The sequence below is a fragment of the Pseudoalteromonas shioyasakiensis genome, assembly GCF_024518675.1.
Classification (GTDB): Bacteria; Pseudomonadota; Gammaproteobacteria; order Enterobacterales; family Alteromonadaceae; genus Pseudoalteromonas; species Pseudoalteromonas shioyasakiensis_B.
The window spans coordinates 575,019-600,607 of record NZ_JANIGL010000001.1; the positions used below are offsets into that span (position 1 = coordinate 575,019).

The 25,589-nt window shown below is 39.4% G+C and carries 21 protein-coding genes; 12 read left to right on the forward strand and 9 right to left on the reverse strand.

The features are described from left to right. Positions 1 to 80: 80 nt before the first annotated feature. Together NQT69_RS02525 and NQT69_RS02530 are read left to right on the forward strand one after the other, a co-directional pair. The gene (locus NQT69_RS02525; protein WP_256826134.1) at positions 81 to 1,091 is read left to right on the forward strand and encodes a GlxA family transcriptional regulator; all 1,011 of its coding nucleotides are present in this window, start codon (positions 81 to 83) and stop codon (positions 1,089 to 1,091) included. A 20-nt stretch (positions 1,092 to 1,111) separates the two neighbouring features. After that, a complete protein-coding gene (locus NQT69_RS02530) occupies positions 1,112 to 1,876 on the forward strand; it encodes an alpha/beta fold hydrolase (RefSeq protein ID WP_256826135.1) in 765 nt (254 codons plus the stop codon). Between the two features lie 3 nt (positions 1,877 to 1,879). On the opposite strand, the gene NQT69_RS02535 is transcribed toward NQT69_RS02530, so the two are convergent. From NQT69_RS02535 to NQT69_RS02560, 6 genes are all read right to left on the reverse strand, one after another. Next, complete coding sequence (locus NQT69_RS02535; RefSeq protein ID WP_256826136.1) at positions 1,880 to 2,395, reverse strand: MgtC/SapB family protein; 516 nt, start codon at positions 2,393 to 2,395, stop codon at positions 1,880 to 1,882. Between the two features lie 11 nt (positions 2,396 to 2,406). Next, positions 2,407 to 3,504 (reverse strand): GNAT family N-acetyltransferase/peptidase C39 family protein, encoded by a 1,098-nt coding sequence (locus NQT69_RS02540; RefSeq protein ID WP_256826137.1) that lies wholly within the window; start codon positions 3,502 to 3,504, stop codon positions 2,407 to 2,409. Further along, positions 3,504 to 4,898: a RimK family protein gene (locus tag NQT69_RS02545; RefSeq protein WP_256826138.1), complete on the reverse strand. Its 1,395-nt coding sequence runs from the start codon at positions 4,896 to 4,898 to the stop codon at positions 3,504 to 3,506. The genes NQT69_RS02540 and NQT69_RS02545 overlap by 1 nt, the downstream gene beginning before the upstream one ends. 188 nt (positions 4,899 to 5,086) lie before the next feature. Continuing rightward, a complete protein-coding gene (locus NQT69_RS02550; RefSeq protein WP_256826139.1) occupies positions 5,087 to 5,563 on the reverse strand; it encodes a transcription elongation factor GreAB in 477 nt (158 codons plus the stop codon). 145 nt (positions 5,564 to 5,708) lie between these two features. Beyond that, positions 5,709 to 6,377 carry a DUF2987 domain-containing protein gene (locus tag NQT69_RS02555; RefSeq protein ID WP_256826140.1) on the reverse strand — a complete coding sequence of 223 codons (669 nt, stop codon included), beginning with the start codon at positions 6,375 to 6,377 and terminating at the stop codon, positions 5,709 to 5,711. Continuing rightward, complete coding sequence (locus NQT69_RS02560) at positions 6,370 to 7,170, reverse strand: glucosaminidase domain-containing protein (protein ID WP_256826141.1); 801 nt, start codon at positions 7,168 to 7,170, stop codon at positions 6,370 to 6,372. Before NQT69_RS02560 ends, NQT69_RS02555 begins: the two co-directional genes overlap by 8 nt. A gap of 199 nt (positions 7,171 to 7,369) precedes the next feature. Here NQT69_RS02560 and NQT69_RS02565 point away from each other — a divergent pair, with 199 nt between their 5' ends. The 8 genes from NQT69_RS02565 (at position 7,370) to NQT69_RS02600 (ending at position 16,457) form a co-directional block, all read left to right on the forward strand. Further along, positions 7,370 to 8,659 carry an anti-phage deoxyguanosine triphosphatase gene (locus NQT69_RS02565; RefSeq protein WP_256826142.1) on the forward strand — a complete coding sequence of 430 codons (1,290 nt, stop codon included), beginning with the start codon at positions 7,370 to 7,372 and terminating at the stop codon, positions 8,657 to 8,659. A gap of 56 nt (positions 8,660 to 8,715) precedes the next feature. Further along, complete coding sequence (locus NQT69_RS02570; protein WP_256826143.1) at positions 8,716 to 9,810, forward strand: DUF481 domain-containing protein; 1,095 nt, start codon at positions 8,716 to 8,718, stop codon at positions 9,808 to 9,810. 10 nt (positions 9,811 to 9,820) lie between these two features. Then, the gene (locus NQT69_RS02575; protein WP_256826144.1) at positions 9,821 to 11,218 is read left to right on the forward strand and encodes a DcaP family trimeric outer membrane transporter; all 1,398 of its coding nucleotides are present in this window, start codon (positions 9,821 to 9,823) and stop codon (positions 11,216 to 11,218) included. A gap of 267 nt (positions 11,219 to 11,485) precedes the next feature. Continuing rightward, positions 11,486 to 12,061, forward strand: a complete 576-nt coding sequence (locus tag NQT69_RS02580; RefSeq protein ID WP_256826145.1) for a hypothetical protein — start codon at positions 11,486 to 11,488, stop codon at positions 12,059 to 12,061. Between the two features lie 59 nt (positions 12,062 to 12,120). Further along, positions 12,121 to 13,035 carry a M14 family metallopeptidase gene (locus NQT69_RS02585; RefSeq protein WP_256826719.1) on the forward strand — a complete coding sequence of 305 codons (915 nt, stop codon included), beginning with the start codon at positions 12,121 to 12,123 and terminating at the stop codon, positions 13,033 to 13,035. A 209-nt stretch (positions 13,036 to 13,244) separates the two neighbouring features. After that, on the forward strand, positions 13,245 to 13,655 hold the full coding sequence (locus tag NQT69_RS02590; RefSeq protein ID WP_256826146.1) for a hypothetical protein: 411 nt from the start codon (positions 13,245 to 13,247) through the stop codon (positions 13,653 to 13,655). Between the two features lie 670 nt (positions 13,656 to 14,325). Further along, positions 14,326 to 15,261 (forward strand): ABC transporter ATP-binding protein, encoded by a 936-nt coding sequence (locus NQT69_RS02595; protein WP_256826147.1) that lies wholly within the window; start codon positions 14,326 to 14,328, stop codon positions 15,259 to 15,261. Then, the gene (locus NQT69_RS02600; RefSeq protein WP_256826148.1) at positions 15,258 to 16,457 is read left to right on the forward strand and encodes an ABC transporter permease; all 1,200 of its coding nucleotides are present in this window, start codon (positions 15,258 to 15,260) and stop codon (positions 16,455 to 16,457) included. The genes NQT69_RS02595 and NQT69_RS02600 overlap by 4 nt, the downstream gene beginning before the upstream one ends. 41 nt (positions 16,458 to 16,498) lie before the next feature. On the opposite strand, the gene NQT69_RS02605 is transcribed toward NQT69_RS02600, so the two are convergent. Continuing rightward, entirely contained in the window at positions 16,499 to 17,044 is a 546-nt protein-coding gene (locus tag NQT69_RS02605) for a TIGR00645 family protein (protein WP_256826149.1), read from the reverse strand. A 281-nt stretch (positions 17,045 to 17,325) separates the two neighbouring features. Here NQT69_RS02605 and NQT69_RS02610 point away from each other — a divergent pair, with 281 nt between their 5' ends. Continuing rightward, on the forward strand, positions 17,326 to 17,568 hold the full coding sequence (locus NQT69_RS02610; RefSeq protein WP_256826150.1) for a hypothetical protein: 243 nt from the start codon (positions 17,326 to 17,328) through the stop codon (positions 17,566 to 17,568). Positions 17,569 to 17,673: 105 nt separating this feature from the next. Here the strand turns inward: NQT69_RS02610 and topA are convergent, their stop codons facing one another. Then, complete coding sequence (gene topA, locus NQT69_RS02615; RefSeq protein WP_256826151.1) at positions 17,674 to 20,367, reverse strand: type I DNA topoisomerase; 2,694 nt, start codon at positions 20,365 to 20,367, stop codon at positions 17,674 to 17,676. 259 nt (positions 20,368 to 20,626) lie between these two features. Beyond that, on the reverse strand, positions 20,627 to 24,049 hold the full coding sequence (locus NQT69_RS02620; protein WP_256826152.1) for a hypothetical protein: 3,423 nt from the start codon (positions 24,047 to 24,049) through the stop codon (positions 20,627 to 20,629). Between the two features lie 204 nt (positions 24,050 to 24,253). Between NQT69_RS02620 and NQT69_RS02625 the strand changes: the two genes are divergently transcribed. After that, entirely contained in the window at positions 24,254 to 25,585 is a 1,332-nt protein-coding gene (locus NQT69_RS02625; RefSeq protein WP_256826153.1) for a dicarboxylate/amino acid:cation symporter, read from the forward strand. Positions 25,586 to 25,589 lie beyond the last annotated feature (4 nt).

The window sequence follows — 25,589 nt, forward strand, 5'->3', positions numbered from 1 at the left end:
TGGATTCAAAAAGCTATATTGTGCTTTAATAGCCAAATATCAGGCCTAAAAGGCCAAAACCAACTGGTCGGAGCAATTAAGTGGACAAAGAAATAGCAAATAATCCACTAAAAGTGAGTTTATTGGTTTATCAGCATTTATTAATCACCAGTTTGACTCTACCCATTGAAATGCTCAGAGCAGCCGAGGCTTTTGCAAAAAGCCATTTAGCTAAATCTCAGTTTCGGCCTTTAGAAATCTACTTAATTGCGCAGCATCAGCAGCCGATAAAAAATCGTACTGGTTTAGCAATCATACCTGACTGCACCACGCAGAGCGCCCCAAAGAGTGACTTAATAATAGTGCCAGGTATATGGCGTAACCCGCGCCCTGTGGTACGTGCTAATGATGAGTTAGTAAACTGGTTGGCAACAAGCTGGCAAGACAATAGCCAGATCATTGGCGTCGGCACGGGTAATTGTTTACTAGCCGAAGCTAAGTTATTAGATGGGCACCCTGCTACCACCCATTGGCATTACGCTGAGCAGTTCAAACGCGACTATCCTGAGGTATTACTCAAACCTGATTTTTTTATTACTCAATCAGAACGTTTATACAGTGTGGCAAGTTTGAATGCGCTTGCCGATGTTATTGTCCATATAATTAGTCAGTATTATGGTTTGCAGGCAGCTCAACATGTTGAGCGCAACTTTTCTCACGAGATCAGAAAACCTTATGAGGATCAGCGTTATCTTGAAGGTGCTGTAGATAAACACCCTGATGAACTGATAGCGCAAATACAGTTTTGGTTAAAAAACAATTTAGCTTCTGAGCATACTTTATCTGAAGTGGCGAGCTTATTTGGCCTAAGCTACCGCACCTTTTCACGGCGCTTTCGCCATGCAACAAACCAAAGTCCCGTAGAATATTGGCAACAACTCAGGGTGCAAACAGCCAAAGAGTTATTGGCATCGTCAAACCTTTCAATTCAAGAAGTCGCTTTAGAGGTCGGGTACGGCGATCAAGGGCACTTAACCCGCGTGTTTAAAAAGTACTTATCGCAAACCCCTACAGATTACCGCAGCATAGTTCGACGCAAACTATTTGGTTAACAACAAATGAGAGGTGAAATATGATAACTCAAGGAACTGGCAGACCAGTCGTATTACTTCATGGCGTCACTTCGTCATGTCATGCATGGCAAGATGTGATCCCCTTTTTAAGTAAAGATTACAAAGTCTATGCCTTTACAGCATTAGGACATAATGGTGCAAAAGCACCGCAAGGAAGAATCGAGTTATCTGATGTCATTGATGATATGACGCGAACATTTGATAAACATCATTTAAGCCAACCCTATATCGTCGGTAATTCGATGGGAGCTTGGGTAGCCATTGAGCTGGCCAAACGTGGGCGAGCCTCTGGTGTTTGTGCCATATCCCCCGCGGGTATTTGGCACGTGGCAAAAAGTGAACAAACACTGGCACTTAAACAAATAAAGTACTTATCTAGACTCGCCACTGTGAGTCTGCCATTTATTTCGTTTTTATCACAATTTAAAACTGTACGTAAATTTGCCCTGAAAAAAATAGCCGAACATGGCGATAACCTGACTCCAGCTCAATTTAAACAAGCGGTGGTCGATATGTGCCGCTGTAGTGTGAAAAAAGATATTCTCAACACCCAGCAATCGTTATCTGCTGGCAAATTGGATTGCCCAATTACGCTTGTTTGGCCTGATAAAGATAAACTATTCCCTATAGACTCAACAGCCATTTTAGCGCAGCAGATGTTCCCTAATGCAGCGTTTATTAAACTTGCTAATTTAGGCCATGTCCCCATGATTGATGATCCTAAGCAAATTGCTGACGTGATCAAAGCAAGCATGACGACATAAAGACTAATCTTGCTCTGGCTCTGTTGATTTAGTGTGCCTATAATAACGCTTAGAATAATTTTTCACCTGCCGGTGTACCCCTTTACTCAAGCTTTTAAACTGCGCTTCGAGCACATCTACGCCATATAATATGCCAACAACAAGCACTGATAATTTGATTGCCGCCGCTAAGTGCTCTGTCGCTATCATTACTCCGATCGCAGCGAGCACCCAAATGGTTGCAGCGGATGTCACCCCAACAACGGCGCCATCTTTGGCAAGCATTACACCTGCACCTAAAAAGCCAATCCCTGTAATTATTTGACCAACTACCCGTGAATGGTCAATAACATCACCGTGCAACATAAACGCTGACGCCAAAAATAAATAAGTACCCAGTATAATCAATACAGAAGTACGTATACCCACAGGCTTTCCACGTAATTGGCGTTCAGCCCCAATAAGTGCCCCACAAAAAGCAGCAGTGCCAATCGCACTCCATGAATAAGGGCTAACATCTACAAACTCAAATAAAGTCACTTCTGTGTCCTTTACGATATTGCTACGGCTGTTTGTAATCGGTTTGCACCAAACGCAGCCATTTTGCTAAAATCTGCACGCGCTATTGGCACATGTTGGCAGTCGATAGCTAATTGTTTTTCCGTGTCACAAAAGGGATCGTGTACATATAAACAATGCTCATCTAAGTGTGTCACGCACACCCAATGCGGGGATTTTTTACCATCAAATCGATACGTACTGATCAAAAGTAACACCGCCATTTTCTGGCTTAGCCAGTATTCAATGTGCTCAAGTGTTAAATCTTGGTATTTCACATCAAGCTTTTGCTTAATAGCTTCAATTACAAATTGATCATGCACTGTGTGTAATATCGCTTTTTTCTTCTCGCTTCTGACGCCATCGATAAACAAGGTATCTCGGCTATTGAGTAACACATGAGTGTTAAACCCACGTTTTAATGCAGCCAAAGCTAAGCCCAGCGGATGACAACCACCATGACCTGAGGTCATAAATATGGTTGTTGCCTCACGCCATATAGCAAGTTCACTGCTTTGGCATAGTTGACTGGCATTAATTGATGACATTGCCATTAATAAAGCCGCCGGCCCACAGGTGAATTCTGTTGTTTGCTGATACCAAGGCGTTGCACGTCTAAATTCAAGTTCATCAGTATTACGAATATTCTTTTGCATTCGTAGGGCATCACTGTGATCGTCATAATAATCACTGTATTGACCAAACACCCGATAGCCAAGCTTTTCATAAAGCGCGATGGCTGCTTTATTATTCACGGCTACCTCAAGACGCATAAACAGTCTTGCACAATCTGCAGCTGCGCGCTCAAGTTCACTTAGCAGCTTTTTTGCAAGCCCTCTACCTTGTGCTTGAAGTTTGATTGCTAAAGAGTATAAGCGAGCCAAACGAGTGCCTTTATGACACCACACTAACCCATAGCCAAGTATGTGGTTATGCTCTTCTATAACCAATAAAATACCATGCTTTGCGTTTAGCCAGCGTTTAAAACTGCGGGCTGTTAACCTGTCTTGTGTAAAGCTTTGCTGCTCTATCTCTAGTAATGCTGCTAGATCACTCCCTTTAGCCACACGCACCGATGTATCCGTGAACATTAACCTCGCCCCCTTGCTTCAAGGCGTTGCTTAAATTCATCCATGATAATCATGTAAAGTTCATCACCTAGATATGCATCTTCAACTTTATGATCAATACTGGGGTTATCATTCACTTCAAGTACAAATGCTCGACCTTGCTGCTCTTTAACATCCACCCCATACAGCCCTTTACCGACCGTTTTACACGCTTTTAATGCCGCATCTAAAACCACCTTCGGTAACTCAAATGTTGGTAATGTTTCAAAGCCTCCAGAAAAAAATCTTTTAGCATCATGATTATAAATTTGCCAATGATTTCGTGCCATTAAATATCGACACGCATAAATAGCCCGACCATTTAGTACCCCTACTCGCCAATCGTACTCTGTATACATGTACTCTTGCGCTAGCACCAATGCACTAAATTCGAATAACTCAGTCAGCTTAGTGTTCAGTTCATCCCTGTTGCTGACTTTAAATACCCCTTTAGAAAATGACCCTTCTGGCATTTTTAACACCAGTGGATAACTAAACGTGTGTTCTAACTGCTCAATAGTTGCTGTAGTTTGATCAGCTACAACCACTGTTTTTAGGCTCGGAACCTTTTGATAATTAAAAGCATCATGCAAATAGACTTTATTGCAGCAACGTAAAATAGAATCAGCATCATCCATCACAACTAACCCTAAACTTTGCGCTTTAGTCGCTAGGCGGTAAGTTAGGTGATCAATTGCCGTAGTTTGACGAATAAACAAGGCATCAAATTGTGCAATATTTGTAATTTCATCAAAACTGAGTGCTTGTGCGAATATACCTAATTTTGCCGCTGCTTTTATAAAACGAGCTATGGCATCTTTATCACTGGGCGGTACTTTTTCATTGTGATCTACCAGTATCGCCATGTCCCAACGATAACGACGCTGTGAACTAGAAATTCGCCATTGAGTTTGTGTAAATTCAATAAGCTTTTCAACAAATCGGCTGTGTTGCTCGCAATTTAATAATGAAATTGAGCCTTGCTGTAATCGACCTTGTTCATCAATACATAAAATAGGTGCAGGAAATTGTTTAAAAATCGCTTTCGCCGCTTTCTCTTGGGCCTTTGGTGGCACTGTGCCAAAGTAAATAAGGCTGTTTAAGTCAGTCTCATTTACAGCAAGATGTTGTCCGCTACGTAATGCATTAATCGTTTTAACGCTGGGTAACACCTGATGCGTTCGTGCTTCGGCAAGTAAAGAGCAATAATACCCTTTGCTCAAATACTGACTGGTATCACACAAATTTATAATACGGGTTTTTGGTTCATTATGTTTTGGGTAATCACGTAGGTAGGTATTAAACGTTATTACGTTTTCAGATGCGTGAGCGAGAGATTGCTCATTGTTATCAACCACAATCAAGGTTTTAAACACGACTTTTCCTAAAGTAAGTCAAAATTGATAAATATAGAAATAGAAACACCCATACTGATAAGTGATGGTCTCAAACGCGCTCACTTAACAGGATGGGTGCTTTAGCCTAAGCTACAGGTGATTTATAAAGGCTTTTTACTTTTTTGACTAACGAATAATTTTTAGCGTTAAGATAAATAAAATTTATCTTATAGGATTTGTTCGATATATAACTGATGGGACTTATTTGCAATAGTGAAGCTAAATTCGTCTTCTTGTTGTTTATTCATCAACTGCATACCTAGAGGAGAATGCGGAGTTAATACATATACCAGCTGCTGCTTAATTGTCACGGTCAACCCACCTGATAGCGGGCCGATAAAATACCATTTAAGATTTTCATCATCATCACTAACACAAACTAATGAGCCTATGGCTATTTTATTGCTAGCGGGCTCTTTAAATACCTTTTCAAACTCAACAATGCTTAAATGGCAGCTATTGACTCGCTCAGCTTGCCCTTGTGCTAAATAGGCGGCTTCAAGGCCTAGCGTATCGTATTTATTTTCGGCAATATTTTCTTCGTGCGTTGCTGCGTCGTGGGCCGTTTTAGCTGCTGCTTGCGCTGTTGCTAACTGTGCTTCAAGGGCAAATCGTAAATGTTCAATAACGTGAGCTTTAATCATAGGTTGTTATTATAAATATCAGTAATAAGGTGTATTTTAATCTGCTTTTTAAGGGTATAAAACGCAGTCAAAATTTATCACTTTAAGATAAAAAAGCAGCTAAAAGCACCCATAAAGTACTTTTAGCGATTAAGCCACGGGTGAGTTATTTAGTAATCCACGGGGTGACTTTTGTAAGGGAGGCTGAAACATCAAACGTTGTTTTATCGTCTTGCCAGTCATCAGTAACGCTCACGTGACAAATATTTTGTACACAATTAAAAGCAGCATCGTCAATACTAACCGGCTCTGCAAATGTGAGTACCACGCCCTTTTGCTCAGGGAGTAAAAAGCTCATCAGTTTACTAACAAAAAACCCTGATAAGTCAGAAAGTAGCTCATCAAATTCATCATTTAGTTTATAAAGTTGCTGCTTATTTAAATCACTATTAGTAAATTCACGCGCTTCAATTTGCAATTTAAGTTGGCAATCATGGTTGTCATTTTGCGGTTCAATCACAATCACAATCACAGCTTTATCTGTATCGAGCTGTTTATCAAAGGGTAAAAGTAATTGAGCTTGATCGGTATAGTTAAGTGGGTACTCTTGACGTTCAGTAATAATTCGACCTGTTTTAATTAAACACGCGTCATTAGAGGCAATATCTGCAATATAAAAATTGACTTGGGCAAATTGAAAGTCACCTTTGTTAACCACTTTTAAGCGATCATAAAAGCCATCATACGAGACCACAAACTCTTTTGCATAAGCTGTGCAACTTGTAACCCCCGCCATTAGCAAAAGTGCGACTAATTTAAAATTAAACTTATTCATCAAAGTAAGCCTTATTATGGTTAATCATTTGATTCAATTCTTCAATATATGCTTCGCCACGCTCAGAATACGACATTAACCCATAACTGAGTTTAGTCGCTGTGACTGGCTTTTGTTGACGGCGTAAATCGGCGCGAATATCTCTAAGCTCTTTATATGCATTATGGGTATTAATATTTTTAAAATAAGAAGCGACACCGTCTCGAACCGACTTAAATGCAGCAACTTCATGAACCGCGCCACTAGTGCGTCGCTTTGGCACCATGCCGCACCCTTTGCTATAACACCATTGACCAAAAAAGTTTAAACCTATGCGGGCAAAACGTGATGTTCCCCACGCAGATTCATTTGCAGCCTGCATTAGTGCAAGCTCTTTTGGAATAATATCAACACGGCGTAATGCTTGAGTTATTGATAAGGTATTAATGGTGTTCGGTAATTTATAACTATTTAAAATGGTTTTAACTTGCTTCGTTTGTTTGGCATTCAACGGCTCATTATATTGCAGCATCATCAAAGCAATTTCGAGTGTTGCACGCTGTTGTCGTATCTGTTTATTCTCCGCTTCTACATGAGGGCGGATAAAATCAAAAAACGCGCGTTTTTTTTCTTTTACATCTGTAAAGCTATTAAAATCAGGTAGCTTTACACTATGAAGTGGCTTTTCTTTTTCCTTAACGATTATTTGTTCAGTGCTTTCTTGCTCTGTGGGCAAACTTGTTTTAATAAATGGATAAACCAACGCCCAGATAAAAAATAGACTAACGAGTAATCGAACTAAGTACTTTAGCATGTATTCTCTCTAAAAAACTGATATTGATGCATGGCTATACTCACATGCATGTGGCCGCGCATTATACTTAATAACAGCTAATTTAGAAACATCAGCCAAATAATATAGAAACTTTCATTAACTGAATGATTTATAATCTACTAAAATCCGCTACAATGTATTTATATCAACTCGTTAGAAGTCAGTGGAAAACCAATTCATGGAATTAGATTGGCAAAGTAGGATCATAGAACAACAAAAGTCTCGACCTAATGATAATCGCTCTGCTTGGCAAGTCGACCGTTCACGAATAATACACGCAGCAGCGTTTAGGCGACTTCAGGCAAAAACCCAAATCATGGGTATTGGGCTTAATGACTTTCACCGTACCCGCTTAACCCATTCACTGGAAGTATCACAAATTGGTAGCGGGCTACTACGCCATTTAGAAAAACAACACCCTGATTTTAACCATTTTCCAGATCAAAGTTTATTAGAAACCCTGTGCTTAGCCCATGATATAGGCCACCCTGCGTTTGGTCATGGTGGTGAAATAGCATTAAATTACATGATGCGGGATCATGGTGGCTTTGAAGGTAATGCGCAAACCCTGCGTATAGTGTCACGATTAGAGCCCTACAGTGATGGCCATGGTATGAATTTAACACGCCGCACGTTATTAGGCTTTATAAAGTACCCGGCATTTATAAATGACTTGTGGCACACAATTCCCAAACACAACCCAAGTAGAGCTTTTATTAAGGCAGACGACTGGCGCCCTGCAAAAGGCCTATATAATGATGACAGAACAACCTTTGATTGGATTGTAGCCCCCCTATCTGCTGCTGATAAAACAAATCTAAGCAAGGCTCAAGAGGTTGATCAATATCGTGCGAAAACCCTTTATAAATCGCTAGATGCAGCCATTATGGAATTAGCCGATGACATTGCGTATGCGGTTCATGATTTAGAAGATGCAATTGCAACAGAGCAAATTACTTTAAAAGAGTGGCAAAATCACGCCATGCCTGCGTTACAAGCTGTTGATTGCGAATGGCTTATAACAAGTAACATTACAGCGCGTTTATTTTTAGAATCAGAAGCACAGCGAAAAGACGTTATTGGAGAATTGGTTAATCTTTTTATTACTCAGTCATCGATAATTAAAAATGACATTAAATTTGAAAACCCAATTTTAAATTACACGGTCGTTTTACCAAAAAGTTATCAAGCTTTATTAGACGCGTTAAAGTCATTTATCTATCAGCGCTTAATTCGTGCTTCGCATATGCAACAAATAGAATTCAAAGGACAAAAACTGATCATTGAATTATTTGAAGCATTTGCCTGTGATCCGTTGCGTTTACTACCTGAAACAACGGCTAATCTGTATCGGCAAACGCTGCAACAAGGTGGCAATACTCACCGTGTAATTTGTGACTATTTAAGTGGAATGACAGACGAATATGCCTTTAAAACGCATCAACGGCTGTTTTCAAGTAATAACTAGCTATACTTACATAGCTTTAAACCAGAATATACATAGCAATAATCAAGGAATGTACAATGAAACTATTGCCAATTGCACTGGCTATCGCATCTATAAGCACATTTAGCTGTTTCGCTAAAGCTGAAACACCTGATGCTCTAATAGATGAGCAACATGCTGTAGTAAAAGACACAGAAAAATATGACTGGGTAAGATTAACATCCGGCGAGTGGCTCAAAGGCGATATCAAAGCCTATTATGACAAACAATTAGAGTTCGATAGTGATGTACTCGATACATTAATGATAGACCGTGATGATATTTATATAGTCATATCAGGTCGTAATCACGCAGTGCGATTTAATGATGGGACTGTGCTTGAAGGACCGCTTAATATTTCTGGCGGTTATGTTATGGTTGGTATGGGTCGTCCCGATCAATATAAATACAGCGATTTAGTCTCAGTTGCGCCCACATTTGACTCAGCATTAAGTGCCTGGAGTATAAAGGTAGGTGTCGGCGCAAATATTAGTAAAGGTAACACTGAGCAAACCGAATACTCTGCATCATTAGATATTAAACGTAGAACAGCATCAAACAGGTTACTGATCAGTGGTCTCGCTGATAGAACATCAAATGATGACGAAGTTACTGAAAATAACATTCGTGCTAGTGGTACATTTGACTGGTTTTACACCAAATCGCTGTACTTTAGACCGATCTCATTTGAATACTTTCGTGACCCGTTCCAAAATATCGCGCACAAATACACCGTCGGTGCCGGTATCGGTTACTACATTATTGATACCGATAAAACCGAGTGGGATATTGGTATGGGCCCATCTTATCAACACACCGAGTTTGACGCAGTACAAGAAGGCGCTGAGACAGAAAACTCCTCTAGTTCATTTTACATCGAATCACATACTGAGTATGAGCTTACCTCAGACATTGATTTAACCTTCGATTATAAATTTACTTTTGCTGAGTCTGCAGCTGGTGGTAATGCCCAAGCCGCAAAAGCCGGTGCTTCTTTTGATATTACAGATGATATTGACTTTGATGTGTCTTTTGTCTGGGATCACTTAAAATCACCTATCGCAAATGCTGATGGCACTATCCCTGAAAACGACGATTATAAAATGGTTGTTCAATTAGGCATTGAGCTTTAAGGCCTGCATTATGAAGTTAATACAATATTCACTCATTGCAACAGCCGTACTTACAAGTATCAATGTTCAATCTGTAAATGCCGCGCAAACCCAAGCGCAGTTAGATGAATTAGAACAACGTCTGAGTGCACTTGAAAAACAAGTTGCCCAAAAAGATAAACAAATTGAACAGCTAGAACAACAAAGCGCTATCAATGCAAGAATGGCAGATAAAGCCGCTGAGGTGGCCATAGCCTCTGCTTTACACAATTCATTTATCAAGCGCCCTAGCCACCAATTTGCAACACCTGACAAAAGTATCGAATTAACAAACTCAGATACTAGCCTACAAATCAGTGGGCAAATTTGGCTTGATGCCATTTATGATGACGGTGAGATGACCAATAGAGCAGGTTTTCAGCCTTCCTCAATCTCATATGATAAGGGAGCAACCAGTGATAATACAACGCTTAGTGCTGGCCAATCCAACCTCACCGTAAATAGCTATACTCCTACTAAATATGGCGCCATGATCACGCGTATTGGTGTTGATTTATTTGATACCCAAGGTAATGCCAAATTCAATTTAACACATTTATGGGGCGAACTTGGTAGTTGGGGCGCAGGGCAAACGTTCTCTGGTTTTATGGATATAGACGCATTCCCAAATATATTGGATTATTGGGGGCCTAATGCGGTGGTTTTTGCTCGTCAGCCACAAATAAGATACAACCATAGCCTTAATCCAGATGATAAGCTGATGTTTACAATAGAAAAGTCTGATGCAGATCTTGCACTACCAAACTTTGTTTCAGGTAATGAGTTATTGTTTAAAGAGCAGAACGACCTCCCTGATATAACAGCGACCTATATTAATAACTTTGCAAAAGGCTACTTTAAATCGTCGTTAATTTTACGCCAGATTGGTTATGAAACGACGACTGATAGTGACAAAGTGGTTGGCTGGGGTATCAATTTAACCGGCAAATATGCGCTCGATAGTAAAAATACATTTAAGTATCAACTAGCCACAGGTGAAGGCATTGGTCGCTATATTAACGACACTTGTTGTAGTTACTATGCAGATGGTCAAGCTGACGGCGTAGCCACAGGAGGCAGTGATGCAGGAATATCAAGCAGTGGTAATCTTAAAGCCATTCCAATCACCGCAGGTTATGCTTATTTAGATCACCAATGGAACGAACAATACACCAGCTCAGTTGGTTTTGGTTACGTCGATATTGATAATATAGACACACAGCGTAGCCGTGCCTTGCACAGCTCTTTATACTCTAATATTAATATCATTTGGAACCCAACCCCGATGTCGCGTGTAGGTGTTGAACTTCAATACGGTAAAGTAGAAAGCTTTGCAAATGAACAGGCTGATAATTTTAGATTACAGACCTCTATTGGCTTTAAATATTAACATCTGACAACATAAAGCCTCTGAAGTATATCTTCACGATGCTATTTTTAGGGCGGTATGATGAAAACTCTACACCGCCCTAACCTCTTCTAATTTCATCATCCCCTAAACATCATTTAGTCCGCGGGTCAGGCCTGTTCCGTGTAGATTTCACATTTTGAATTTTACGGCCGTTCTTTAGTAATTAAACAACGTCAGCTCCGATTAAAGTATTGAACCAAAATCGAAATTTAGTTAATTTACACTTAAATTGTACAGGAGGTACTTATGGGCTTTTCAAACGAAGAATTACTTTTTTTATCTGATCTATTTAAAACACCGAGTGAACCTCAGATACCAAAAAATCAAAAACTTACTGTGCAAAGTGTTATTCCAAATCAAATTGCTCACCTTTTTAATAATGCAAAATTAACTTTATTAGCTGAAGTTGGACAGTACCAGTTATGGTTTCCACTTGAATTCAAATCGAATAGAGACGGTATTTTTACGCCGGTTTTAAGTGCGCCTGAAGTCATTGATACTCATGGCGTTAAACGAAGTTGGCGCTGGGATAAGTTAAATATTAAAAGTGATGATTTTAATATTGAATCCATATCAAGCACCGGTATAGTTTTAAAGTCAACTAATAAACGGGTCATGTTGCATTGCAATCAACAAGTTCAATTTGACCTGCCTAATAAACAACATATTACCTTGACTGTAGAGCCAGTTAGACAGAGTAGGCAAGGAATTGCCGCTAAAATAACCCACATTCATGAAGGAAAAGAACACCTTCGTGCCTATTTATTTAATGTGCATAAGCGACAATATGCCAATTTATACAGCGGTATTAGTGCCAGTTAGTTGCGCTGACGTATCTGCATAGATAAGCTATGGCCTTTATTGTTAAAGATGAAGGTTTTATGAGCGAAAAAACATACCCAATTGGCACCGTCGGGACACCTTGGTCAAACCAAGAAAAACAGCAATGGTTTAATAACCAAATTATCAAGCGAAGCTACCAGCAGCAAGTTGTCTCTGCTATTGACGAATTAAGCCAACAGTTTGATGTTGAGCAGTACGGTGCACTAGAGTACGAGATAAAAAACTACCCGCTTTATGTCATCAAATCTAGAAACTGGCAAGCCGATAAACCGTGCATATTAGTAACCGGTGGTGTTCATGGCTATGAAACCAGTGGTGTACATGGAGCATTGCGGTTTGTAAAAACAAAAGCTGCGCACTACAGTGAACATTTTAATTTGCTTATTGCACCTTGCATCAGCCCTTGGGGATACGAAACGATTAATCGTTGGAACCCTGCGGCCATAGACCCTAACCGCTCTTTTTATACTGACAGCCCAGCCCCTGAGTCAGCAGCCATTATGGCCTATATGAAAAACAACAATATTGCGCCGATTGCACATATTGATTTACATGAAACCACTGACACTGATAACAGCGAGTTTAGACTAGCCCTTGCCGCTCGTGAAGGTACGGTAAATACCAATTGGAATATACCTGATGGGTTTTACCTCGTTGCAGATTCAGTAAAACCAGAGCCTGCATTTCAAACAGCAATAATTAAAACAGTTGCCCAAGTCACCCACATTGCGCCAAGTGATGAGAACAATCAATTAATTGGTGTGCCTCAAGAGCAACTGGGTGTAATTAATTACAGCGCTCGAAAGTTAGGTTTATGTATGGGCTTTACAGATGCGAAATATGTCACCACCACAGAGGTTTATCCTGATAGCCCCACAGCTACAGATGAAGAATGTATACTTGCTCAAGTTGCCGCTATTACTGGCGGATTAGATTACATTTTAGCAAATTAATTAACACTTAGGACCAAAATGTGTATACCGCTATGACTGAATATTATCGGCTAAAATATTCATATTGGTCCATTTCAATGTATAAAAATCACGCATAAAAATTAAGTGAAGATAATATATGCAAACTCTATAAAGCAGTAATAAAGAACTAGACATAAACTTAAATTTGTATAAAATTCGCGCTCTTTTGAATTAGGCAAGGATTGAAATTGGAATTTAAAAACAAGTATGGTCAGGTCAGTTTGCAACATGAAAGTAACATTATCATAGCTCATTTTACCGGCTATATTAACGAGCGCTTAGTTAACGATTTCAGTCAGGCACTAATAAATCGCGTTAAAATTTTTGCAGGAACTCCTTGGGGCTATATTAGTAACTCTTTATCTGTACAAGCTGCAACACCTGAAGCAGAAAAAGGCTTTATCAACCTTACCAGCCACATGATCAAAGAAGGCTGCATAGCCAGTGCTTATGTTTTAGGCTCAACTCTTGTGACAAATCAGATGCAACGAGTATTACACAGCGCAGATGTGAATTTAGACATTCAAGATTACCTCTTTAATAGTTTAGATGAGGCCAAATCTTATATTGAAAAGATAATGACAGAGCCTGCATATTAAACTTTAAAAATTTATTCAAATTATTAGTTCGACAAAACAAACTAGGCTATGTTTGTGTAATACTTGCATCTTCACTTGCTGTAACAACAAACTCTAGTTTTGTCATTTTATAACCTAAGTCATAGCCGTCAGCTACAACAGTCACGGGTATTTGCTTCATAACACCTGACTTCACTTGCGTATTCTGCGGACTCTTAAATGTTGCAATATCAAACTCCTTGAATGAAATTCGCTAGCAAAATGGCTGCTGCGTTATTATTAATAATGGTTAAAGTATATGGAATTTTCTATAAGGTATGCATAGTTCACTATGCCGTAAGATAGCTATTCTCACCTCCAAGTTATTAAATTAAGTCAATAGCTTGCGTTAATCCTTAACGTAAAGTCAATTAAGTTTAGTGTTGCTTTGAGACATCACAAGATACCGCGACTGCAGCGATGAATTGACCGCTTTTATATACCAGGGCCGATGTATATTCCCTCCCCTACGGCATTTAAAAGTAAACTAGGGACAATTAGAAATTGCTTAACCATTAGAACTTTCCACTCGCGAAATATCACGATTAGTATGACACTGTTCCTTGATTGTTTACACTTTTTCTTACAAATTTTTAGTTACATTAAATTTACTAAACAATTACACTTATTAAAACAACACCGTAAGGCGCCTATGTCGTTAATCATCTCAAATCTCGAAAAACACTACGATAAAGTAACCGCAGTAAATAACCTGTCTTTTGACGTGCAACCTGGTGAAATTTTTGCGTTACTAGGCCCGAATGGAGCTGGGAAATCGTCTCTTGTGAAAATGCTGGTTGGGTTTACTTACCCCGATGCGGGCTCCATTAAACTAACCGATGACTGTACAGCCTATTGTACAATTCCAACTCACTTATTAGGCTATTTGCCTGAGGATAGAGGGCTTTACCCCGAAAAAACAGTTAAGCAAAATTTACAATTTTTTGCTCAACTGCATGGCGTTACAGCCACTGATTTTAATAGCCGCTGCCAACATTGGCTAGATAAATTCAACTTAGTTGAGCGCATAAATGACCCTCTTAAATCTCTCTCCAAAGGTAATCAACAAAAAGTACAACTGATCACAGCCATCTTACATAAACCTAAATGGGTTATTCTTGATGAACCATTTTCCGGGCTTGATCCAATCAACCAAGAGTTAGTCGTAGAGTTTTTAGCTGAATTAAAACAACAAGGCATGACCGTTTTGCTCAGTGCACACCAAATGGCCATGGTTGAAAAGCTAGCGGATAGAGTACTACTGTTAAATAAGGGCCAAAGCGTACTATATGGTCAGCTTAAAGATATTTTTAAACAATTTAATAACAACGTGATTGATGTCATTTTTGAGCAGTCTATCGAGCCAGAGCAATACGCTCTTTTAGATTCTTACCAAAGTAAACAACTCAGCGCTAATCACTTGTCTATAACGTTAGATAAAGAACAACCAATCAGTCAATTACTGCCAATCTTAATCAGAGTTGGAAATATTAGTGAGCTTAGAAACCAATCACAATCCTTACATTCAATTTATTTACAAGCAGTCGCTGAACATAATAATGAAGTTCATCAAGGAGCAGCATCATGAACAAGCAAAGCTCACTGACACACAAACAAATTTGGACTGTCGCAAAATGGGAGTTCTTGCATTTTTTTAAATTAAAACAAGAAATTATTTCTAAACTTATCATGCTGGTCATTGCGGGAATTATTTATTTTTTTGCTACTAACAATATGCATCTTGCCAAACAATATAATATCGCTGTCAATACATCATTTGAGTTAGCAACCCACATTGACTCTACATTTAAATTCATTAAGGTCGATGATCTCAATGAGCTCGAACATAAGTTAAATCAGACTAATGACTATGATGGCTTACTCAAATATGATTTCATAACTACAAAGTACACACTCATAACTGCTGAAAAAGACACCTGGCAAACTCCATTAAAAAGCCAGCTCAATTCAGCGCTCAAACAAGCACAACTCGATGCAATTAACCTAACTCAAGCGCAACGTGATGGTTTAGCTAAAAATACAGACGTTGAACATTATATTCTAAATGAAGAGCTTAAAAATCAAGCTGATAAAAGCCAAACATACACTGCTTTTGGTGTGTTGATTTTACTATTTATTGCAATGTTTGGGGTATTTGGTCAGTTGTTTGTAAGTATTACTGGTGAGAAACAAAATCGAGTAACCGAGCAGTTAATGGCCACTATGACACCGCAAACATGGATTGATGGTAAACTTACCGGGCAGATTTTATTAGCAGTTAAAACCATGTTCGGCACATTACTCTCTATTATACTTTCTATGCTATTTTTCACCGTGGTTATAAAGCAACAAACATTGAGTTTAGATTTTATAAACTGGGCTATGCTACCTTGGTTTGCTGTATTTGCGATTTCTGGATTGGGTATATGCGCTGCATTTATGGCAGCGATTGCCGCTGGTATTGATGACCCAAACCACAGTAGCAAAAGCGCATTAATGATGCTTCCCATAGCCCCAATTGCCATTGCTTTTTTTATAATGGATACACCAAATAGTGTTTTAAGCATAGTATTGAGTTACTTGCCCATTACAGCATTTGCAGTAATGCCTGTGCGTATGTCATTAGTTGAATTACCTTTTTGGCAACCATTGCTTGCACTCTTACTGAGTTTTGTCTGTTTTTATTATTTACGAATTTGTGCCGCACGGATTTTTAAAATGGGCATGAATATGTATGGAAAAGAGCCCAGTTTAAAGGCGATGTGGTTGGTAATATTTAAATAACAGCTCTCAGGTAGGCTGTTTAAGCCTACCTACCGCTGAGCTTAATGGCTTTGAGTTTTACTGTTTATGAAATCAGTTAGTGCAAACAATACGCCAGAGAATACAAATGTGACGTGTATCACTACTTTTAAAATAAGCTCTTCACTTGTGTAGGCTGACGAGCTAATAAATACTTTTAATAGCTCGACCGCTGAAATAGCAACGATCGCGCTAATAAGCTTCATTTTCAAACCTGAAAACCCCACCTTTCCCATCCATGCAGGACGATCTTCATGATTGTCAATATTGAGCTTGGAGACAAAGTTTTCATAACCACTAAAAATGATGATTAGTAATAATCCTGCTAACAATGCGGTGTCTACTAACGTTAAAATACCAACTAACAGCTCTTGATTTGTTGCGGTAAAGGTCGCCACACCCATAAGGTATAGCTGTTTAAAAAACTTGATAAGTAATAAAACAACCGCAAACAATAAGCCAACAAAAAATGGAGCCAGTAGCCATCGTCCACGAAATATAAATGATTCAAGGGCAAATTCGGCTTTGCCTGCTTTGCGCGGGGTTTTATTGGTTACTTGGTGGTCCATAACGCTCTTAATTTACTAAAAAACAGACTTTAAACGAGTTTGTATTGTGATACAAATACTTACAGCGTTTTCATGGTATATTTATTTTATCTTAACGATAAAAATTTTTCGTTTTCTTTTATTCTCATTTCGATTAAGAATTCCACTACCAACTGAGCATTTCTCTATTGGCTAACTGTTACTTATAAAAAGTAATCGTCATACCCTATGCATATGAAACGGCATTAATTAATAACCAATACTTATAGCATTGGGCATATACACTATTTAGGAATGAACAAATGAACAAAGCATTGCTCGCACTTATCGTTGCACCACTTTTTAGTCTAACTATTACCTCTGCTGTAGCACAGGATGAAGTTGAAGCCTCTGCTGAGACTATTCAAGAATACACCGAGATGTGTTTAGATTGGGCTAAAGATGACGATATCAGCAATGAAGCGCTTAAACCCTACGTTTTAAAATGCGTAAATGATGAACTTGAGAGTGAAGGCTACAAAAAAATAACTGACGTAAATATTTAAATAGCTTATTTATCAAAATAAAAAACCGGGATGGTACAAGGTTGTACATCCCGGTTTTTCTTTTTTAGCAAACAGCTTAATGCGCGACTTTATTTATTCAGCCGCTTACTTCGCTTTAGTGACGGTCTTTTTCACTGCAGCTTTTTTAGCTGGGGCTTTCTTTTTAGGTGCGGCTTTTTTCTTCGCCTCTTCAACCCACTTTCCAGCATTGTAATGCGCAGTCCAACCAGTTGCTTTACCTTCAACTTCTGTCATTACGTATTGCTCTTTATTCTTACGACTATAACGTACTACAGCTAGGTTGCCATCAGGGTCTTTAGCTGGTGCATCTGCTAAGTAATAAAATTTCGGCGAAATACGGTCTCTAAAACGTTGTAGCTCTTCCACTTTTGGTGCACGTGTTTCACGAGACTTAGGGAATGTATTAGCTGCTAAGAAAATACCCGCAGCACCGTCACGCAATACAAAGTAGGCGTCTGATTTTTCACATTCTAGCTCTGGTAATTGGACCGGATCTTCTTTTGGTGGCGCAGCTTCGCCATTACGCAATAACTTACGGGTATTTTTACACTCGTCGTTACTACAACCAAAATACTTCCCAAAGCGACCGGATTTGAGCTGCATGTCCGAACCACATTTATCACATTCGATAATAGGTCCATCATAACCTTTAATCTTAAAGGTGCCTTGTTCAACCACGTAACCTTTACAGCCTGGATTATTACCACAGACATGTAATTTACGCGTTTCATCAATTAAGTATGAATCCATCGCCGTTTCACAAATTGGGCAACGCTTCATTTGCATTAAGGTTTCGGTTTCTACATCTTCAACATCGGCTGCTACTGCCTCATCACCTGAAACTAGGTTCATAGTAGTCGTGCAACGCTCTTTTGGTGGCAGGTTATACCCTGTACAACCTAAGAATACACCTGTAGAGGCGGTTCGAATGCCCATCTTACGAGAACACGTTGGACAATCGATGTCGGTTTCGACCATTTCATTTTTACGCATTCCACCTTCAACTTCTTCACCACTTGCAATGGTAAGCTGGGTAGAAAAGTCAGCGTAAAATTTATCTAAAACCTGAGTCCAAACACGTTCGCCTTCCGCAATATCATCTAAACGACCTTCCATTTTTGCAGTAAAGTCGAAATTCATTAAATCGGTAAAATTTTCAACTAAGCGATCTGTTACTATCTCGCCCATTTTCTCAGCAAAGAAACGGCGGTTTTCAACACGGACATAACCCCGATCTTGTATAGTTGAGATAATAGATGCATAAGTAGATGGACGACCTATCCCCCGCTTTTCAAGCTCTTTAACCAAACTTGCTTCACTGAAACGCGCTGGCGGCTTAGTAAAGTGTTGCTTAGGATCAAGCTCTATCAAGGTCAGGACTTCACCTTCTTTTACTGCAGGTAAAGATTGATCTTCTTCATTCTTTTTACGTACTGCCGGCTGTACACGTGTCCAACCATCAAAGCGTAATACACGTCCTTTAGCTTTTAAATGAAAATCATTTGCCGCCACAGTGAGCGTTGTTAAATCATACTCAGCTGGTACCATTTGGCACGCCACAAACTGACGCCAAATTAGCTCGTACAGTTTTTTCGCATCTGGGTCTACACCATCAAGGTGGCCTGATAACACAGTGACGCTAGATGGACGAATCGCCTCATGTGCTTCTTGTGCATTGCCTTTTGAACTGTAATTAATTGGGTTTTCTGGTAAGTACTTTTGCCCAAACTGTTCTACGACATAGTCACGACACATACCTACAGCGTCTTTTGACAAGTTAGTTGAGTCAGTACGCATATAGGTGATGTAACCGGCCTCATACAAGCGCTGAGCTAACATCATGGTCTTTTTAACACCATAACCTAAGCGAGTACTTGCCGCTTGTTGCATTGTCGAGGTAATAAAAGGCGCACTTGGTCTACTTTTACTTGGTTTTTCCTCAACACTGACAACTTTGTATTGTGCGTTTTCAAGTGATGCCACCGCGGCCATTGCTTGTGATTCGTTGACCGGTTTAAACGGTTTATCAACTTGCTTAGTCACTTCCAGACGTAAGTTCGACTCAGTATTTTTTACATCAGCATGAATATCCCAAAATTCTTCAGGAATAAACGCTTTAATCTCACGTTCACGCTCAACTAACAAACGAACTGCAACTGATTGTACACGCCCTGCGGATAAGCCTCGTGCTACTTTTGCCCACAATAATGGCGACACCATAAAACCAACAACTCGGTCTAAGAAACGACGAGCTTGCTGAGCGTAAACCATATCGGTATTTAGCTCACCAGGGGTTTCAAACGCTTGTTGAATCGCATTTTTAGTGATCTCATTAAAAACCACGCGTTTATATTTTTCGGGCTCGCCACCTATAATTTGTTCGAGGTGCCATGCAATAGCTTCCCCTTCTCTATCCAAATCCGTTGCGAGATAGATTTGGTCAGCATTTTCAGCAAGCTTTTTTAATTCTTGAACGACTTTCTCTTTACCGGGAAGAACTTCATAATGAGGCTCCCAGCCTTTTTCCGGATCAATCCCCATCCGAGCAACTAGGTTAGTATAATCACGCTGCTTTTTATAAGCCGCTTTATCTTCAGGAGACATTTTGCGCACTTCAGCTGGTGTTTTAGTCGGCGCAGTTTTGGTTTTGCCAGAACCTGAGGTAGGAAGATCTCGCACATGCCCAATAGAGGACTTGACGATAAAATCGTTTCCTAGATATTTATTAATTGTTTTAGCCTTAGCAGGAGACTCTACAATTACTAGCGATTTGCCCATAGTTGCCTATTTCTAACCAAATATTTTAAATGTGTTTAGCCCACTTCGGGCACGAATATTTATAGGTATATCTACAAACACCAATTGTTACAAGCTTTTAATCGAAACTTTTCTATTTTTAATGATTAATTAAACAATTATTGCCTTTAATTTAGACAAAACGGTGTTTTTACATATTTGCAGTGGAATATATAAGAATAGATACAAAAATGCCAACCTAATGGTTGGCATTTTTGCTAAACAATAAATTTAAGCTAACTTACCCCGCATCTCTAATTGCTAGTTGCGCTGTAGTTTCAACCCCTTTTGGTGTAGTAAACACAATAGATAAGAAACCACTTGCACTGTCATTTGGCTCACTTTCTCGGCTTATCGAAAGAGGGATTGAATGTGCAGAAGTAGCAGCACTTTCTAACATGACAAAACCATCCGTACCGCTATACTTTCCATTATCTGTACTAATTGATATATTTGTACCTGAAGGGATAGGGTTATTATAGCGGTCTGAATAGTATAAACTAAAAGATAAAGCCTCTACACTATTTACCTCATTTGGGCTTAAATTAATTGCACCTAAATCACAATACGCAGTTTCATTAGTAGGTTCTAAGTCTACGACTACCTCAGTTGATATATCTCCAGCCGTGACATAAATAGAGTTGCAACTTTCAATATCGAGTGCAAGCTGTACCGCGTTAGCAGTCAAAATTGAATTGCCATTTTCATCTAAAATAGGCTCTTCTTCCTCATCACGTTCTATTTCATTGAGATTAGCAGCAAACACGCTTTGTAGCTCCGTTTTTAATACTACGAAGCGGCTATATACAGTACTACCTGACATAATAATTTCAAACGAATCACGCACATCTATTAAATCTTTTGTGCACAAGCTTTCAAAAGTTGCATCATCGGTAGGCATGGTTGCACCTTCTGTGCATAATAACCCATTATATTTCCCATCAGCTAAGGTATGCATCCCATTTAAATCAATATCAAAGTTTGCTTCTTCAAAATGACCGCCGTTTGTATTTTCTGGACTACATGGGTCATTTTCATCACCATCTTGACAAAATTCGGCACCATTTACCACGCTGGCCGTGACAGGGTCATAAGTAGCTGCTAGACCATCATAAACACCATTTTCATTATGATCGACAAAGGCCTCAGCTAAATCATAGCCACTATAATATTCGTTTGTATCAAATAGACCATTGCCATTTATATCAATAAAAGACTCTTGTCCTTTCGCTGTCACTAATACAGTTGCTCTACCACCTAATGGAACTCCATTGTCATTAAATGCTGCATTTAAAATACCTGCCATACAAGGCGCGGCACTATTAAAATATAAATCGCAGTTAATAGTATTTGTTTTGGGGTTGATTGAAGAGATCTGATTGCCCCATTTAGCTTCAGTAAATGGTTTAGGGTTTTGACTCCTCCACTGTGCATTACATCCACCATCTACAGTACGGCACTCTAGTTGAGGATTAAAAACCTCACCATCAATAGTTCCCACTGCACCACCTTCAGTGGTTAAATATACCGCAGTGCCATCTGGTACAGGGTTATTAAAATGATCAGCTAAATAAACTGAAATTTCATTTAAATCGCCAATATAGTCCAAGGCCTCAATATTTATAATCGCTGCACCTGCAGTAAAACTATTACCATCAGGTAAACCTGAACTGATAGAAACAAGATCTGATACAGTGGTGATTTGCTCGTCTAGGGAAACTAAAGATAATTCCCCTGTAGGACATGTCACATTTTCGCCTCTATCAGCAGGGTCTTTTTGGCACTCTAAGTAAACATCTTGCCAACAAGTAATGTTATCAGTTTGATTTTCTGGAATTTGCTCATCAGGTATATAACATGCTTGAACACGCACAGACATAGGCACAAAACCAGCATTAACTTGTACTCTCGCTAAACCCTCTGCATCAGTAAATACACTGCTATCCGATAAACTAATTCCGCCATTGGTCGAGCTTAAACGGAAATCTATACGATTGCTTTGTACTTCTTTGCCTATTTTATCCTTTAACTTAAAAGTGATTTCTGAGGTTTCTGAACGACCTTGACCACCAGTTCCTTTGAGTGCAATGACAGACTCTGTTGCATCAATAAATTCTATAGATTCGATGGGGGCAGTAGATACAGGCACATTAACTTCAGCAATAAGCGTTCCTCCTGTCAGTACCGTTGCTCTAACAGTATCTCCTTGTGCAGCATTACAGCCATTTGTACGATAAGTAGCTGTAGCAACACCGCTAATACTTGTAGTACTGGTATCTATAACTGATAAATCATTCTGCACACAACCAGATGTGAATTCAACATCTAATGGCGACACGACTAAATTACCATCTGTGTCAAATATCTTAACTGTTATGACCGTGGTAGCGCCCGCGGCAAGTGGTAAGAATTCACCTTCAATGATGTTACCGCCTTCATCGAGTTTATTATAAAGCCCGTTATCAATCGTTACTGTTAAATCAGCTGTTGCAATTTCAAATGCCTTTTGACTTGAGGCAGATTTAGATGTAGCAGTTATTTCACCTGCTCCACTGTTAGCTCCAGGTTGTAATTTTAATAACGCAAAACCAAAATTATCAGTAAGCGCTTTACCCGAATCAGGTAGCAAACTACCAAGGTCAGTGCTTGTTTCGCTGATAATTCCAGCGAAGCCATCACCCGAACTTGTATCTGTTACTTTTACTAACACATCAATCAATTCTTCTGATGAAAATTGATTCACCTCAGTACAGCCAGACGTTAAATACGTTGATTCAAGCGAGGCTGTATTTCTATTTTGATCCCAGTCGTCATCACAGCCTTTTAAAAGCTTAATATCAACATTGGCAACTGCCGTTTCGACTGACGCATCATCACCACTTGAAATAAACCCGACAGTTTTAGAAATAGCATCATTATTTTCAGGTTGATACGTAGCAACAATTTGCCCTGCCCCCTTTAATAAGCCACTGCTTAGAGTTACTTTAGCCTCACCACTTTCATTGGTGAGAGCGGTGCCCAACTCGGGTGTGATTTTCCCCGTAAAGTTCGAAACAAAGCTTATTAGTTGGCCAGCTAGAGGTGCCCCATCTTCAGTTAACGTTGCAGTAACAACTCCTTTATTATCTTTACTAACAGGGTTTTCATCAGAAAATGTAGCGCCAGATTGATCGCGTATTTGTAGAGAAAGAGCATAGGTGCCAACAACACTTGAATCACCACCATCGCCCGTAGAATTGAACGTAAATGTAGCATTTTCAGTTACTTCACCTATAGTAACCGTTGCCGTTATTTCACCTGCACCTTCAACAGTGCCTGCTGTAAGCGTTATAGATGCTTCACCATCGCTGTTTGTTAATGCAGAGCCAGACACAGGATCTAATGAACCTATGTCATCTGCTAGAGTAAATGTTACGCGCTGAGCGGATACCGCGACGCCATCATTTTTGACAGTGGCGACAATTTCCAGAGGTATCTCAGCGGTCACTGAGTTCGATTCGTCAGTTGTATTTTGTGTATAACCTTGCACTGTAATTGTATAAGCTGAAGTGTCAGTATCATCGCCATCAATACTTCCCCCATCTTTTTCAATTGAACCGCCACCACCACAGGCTGCGAGTAAAAAACTGAACATCACAACACTGAGCCATCGAATTAAAGGCATTGACCTCTCCCTAGCGTTTGTTATTAATTATTGAAAAATATATTTACTCAATATTAACCTAAAACTGGCACTGAAATCACAACTTTTTAGATCTTTATTGGCTGTTTTATCAAATTAATTTTTTTAAGATATTTATCGATTTTTTCTGTATAAAAATTTGCATACTGTTAGTCTATGACAAATTTATAAAAATAGATTGTAACTATGTCGAAAATCCGTTCAATGAGTTTAACTACCCGTATTATGATTGGCATGGCCCTAGGTGTGGCTGTAGGCTTTATTTTCCAAGCTATTTTAGCTGGCGAAGACGATTACCTAATCCCGCTTGGGTTATTCTCTTTGCCAATTAAAAGCTTCTTTGTCGATGGTTTATTTCATATTGGTGGGCAGATATTCATCGCCAGCTTAAAAATGCTGGTTGTACCATTAGTATTTGTATCATTAGTCTGTGGTACCTGCAGTTTAAGTGATCCAAAAAAATTAGGCCGTTTAGGTGGCAAATCTATTGGTTTATATTTAATTACCACAGCAATTGCTATCACTGTCGCTATGACCCTTGCGCTTTTAGTTAACCCTGGTGAAGGAATTAACTTACCATCAGAAGCCGCTTACAGTGCTAAAGAAGCCCCCACTCTAGCTCAAGTTATCATCGATATGTTTCCTACCAACCCAATCGATGCAATGGCAAATGGCAATATGCTACAAGTCATCGTTTTTTCATTATTGTTTGGTATAGCTATGGCGCTTAGCGGTAAACCCGGTAAGCGTGTTGCGCTCGTCTTTGAAGATTTAAACACCGTCATTTTAAAATTGGTAACCTTACTGATGAATGTTGCTCCATACGGTGTGTTTTGCTTAATGGCAAAACTATTTACCACTATAGAGCTTGATTTAATTGTCAGCTTAGCTAAATATTTTGCTGTAGTAATGGCTGCCTTAGCAATTCATGCGTTTGTAAACTACTCAATTTTATTAAAACTGCTCACTGGTTTAAATCCAATTACTTTTCTAAAGAAAATGAAGCATGCCTGCTTGTTTGGCTTTAGTACTTCAAGCTCTAGCGCCACTATGCCTATCACATTAGAAACAGCGACTAAAAAACTTGGCGCTAATAACTCGGTCGCCTCATTTACCGTTCCTTTAGGTGCCACGATTAATATGGATGGTACTGCCATCATGCAAGGTGTTGCTACGGTATTTATAGCACAAGTATTCAGTGTTGATTTAACCCTGTCAGATTATTTAATGGTTATTTTAACTGCAACCTTAGCCTCTGTTGGTACGGCAGGCGTACCGGGTGTAGGTTTAATTATGCTGGCTATGGTGCTTAACCAAGTAGGTTTACCGGTTGAAGGGATTGCGATTATTATTGGTGTAGACCGTTTGCTTGATATGACTCGTACAGCCGTCAACGTCACCGGAGACTGTATGGTGACCTGTGTGGTTGCAAAGTCTGAAGGCCAATTAGATGAAACTGTTTTTAATGACCCTAATGCCGCAAAAGAGTTAGAAGACTACCACCAAAAAACGAGCTAAGTTT

Coding starts and splice junctions, on each gene's coding strand:
- NQT69_RS02530 (WP_256826135.1), top strand. CDS start 1,112: ATGATAACTCAAGGAACTGGCAGACCAGTCGTATTACTTCATGGCGTC.
- NQT69_RS02600 (WP_256826148.1), top strand. CDS start 15,258: ATGAACAAGCAAAGCTCACTGACACACAAACAAATTTGGACTGTCGCA.
- topA (WP_256826151.1), bottom strand. CDS start 20,367: ATGGGCAAATCGCTAGTAATTGTAGAGTCTCCTGCTAAGGCTAAAACA.
- NQT69_RS02595 (WP_256826147.1), top strand. CDS start 14,326: ATGTCGTTAATCATCTCAAATCTCGAAAAACACTACGATAAAGTAACC.
- NQT69_RS02555 (WP_256826140.1), bottom strand. CDS start 6,377: ATGAATAAGTTTAATTTTAAATTAGTCGCACTTTTGCTAATGGCGGGG.
- NQT69_RS02610 (WP_256826150.1), top strand. CDS start 17,326: ATGAACAAAGCATTGCTCGCACTTATCGTTGCACCACTTTTTAGTCTA.
- NQT69_RS02550 (WP_256826139.1), bottom strand. CDS start 5,563: ATGATTAAAGCTCACGTTATTGAACATTTACGATTTGCCCTTGAAGCA.
- NQT69_RS02605 (WP_256826149.1), bottom strand. CDS start 17,044: ATGGACCACCAAGTAACCAATAAAACCCCGCGCAAAGCAGGCAAAGCC.
- NQT69_RS02580 (WP_256826145.1), top strand. CDS start 11,486: ATGGGCTTTTCAAACGAAGAATTACTTTTTTTATCTGATCTATTTAAA.
- NQT69_RS02620 (WP_256826152.1), bottom strand. CDS start 24,049: ATGCCTTTAATTCGATGGCTCAGTGTTGTGATGTTCAGTTTTTTACTC.
- NQT69_RS02575 (WP_256826144.1), top strand. CDS start 9,821: ATGAAGTTAATACAATATTCACTCATTGCAACAGCCGTACTTACAAGT.
- NQT69_RS02570 (WP_256826143.1), top strand. CDS start 8,716: ATGAAACTATTGCCAATTGCACTGGCTATCGCATCTATAAGCACATTT.
- NQT69_RS02560 (WP_256826141.1), bottom strand. CDS start 7,170: ATGCTAAAGTACTTAGTTCGATTACTCGTTAGTCTATTTTTTATCTGG.
- NQT69_RS02625 (WP_256826153.1), top strand. CDS start 24,254: ATGTCGAAAATCCGTTCAATGAGTTTAACTACCCGTATTATGATTGGC.
- NQT69_RS02565 (WP_256826142.1), top strand. CDS start 7,370: ATGGAATTAGATTGGCAAAGTAGGATCATAGAACAACAAAAGTCTCGA.
- NQT69_RS02585 (WP_256826719.1), top strand. CDS start 12,121: ATGAGCGAAAAAACATACCCAATTGGCACCGTCGGGACACCTTGGTCA.
- NQT69_RS02540 (WP_256826137.1), bottom strand. CDS start 3,504: ATGTTCACGGATACATCGGTGCGTGTGGCTAAAGGGAGTGATCTAGCA.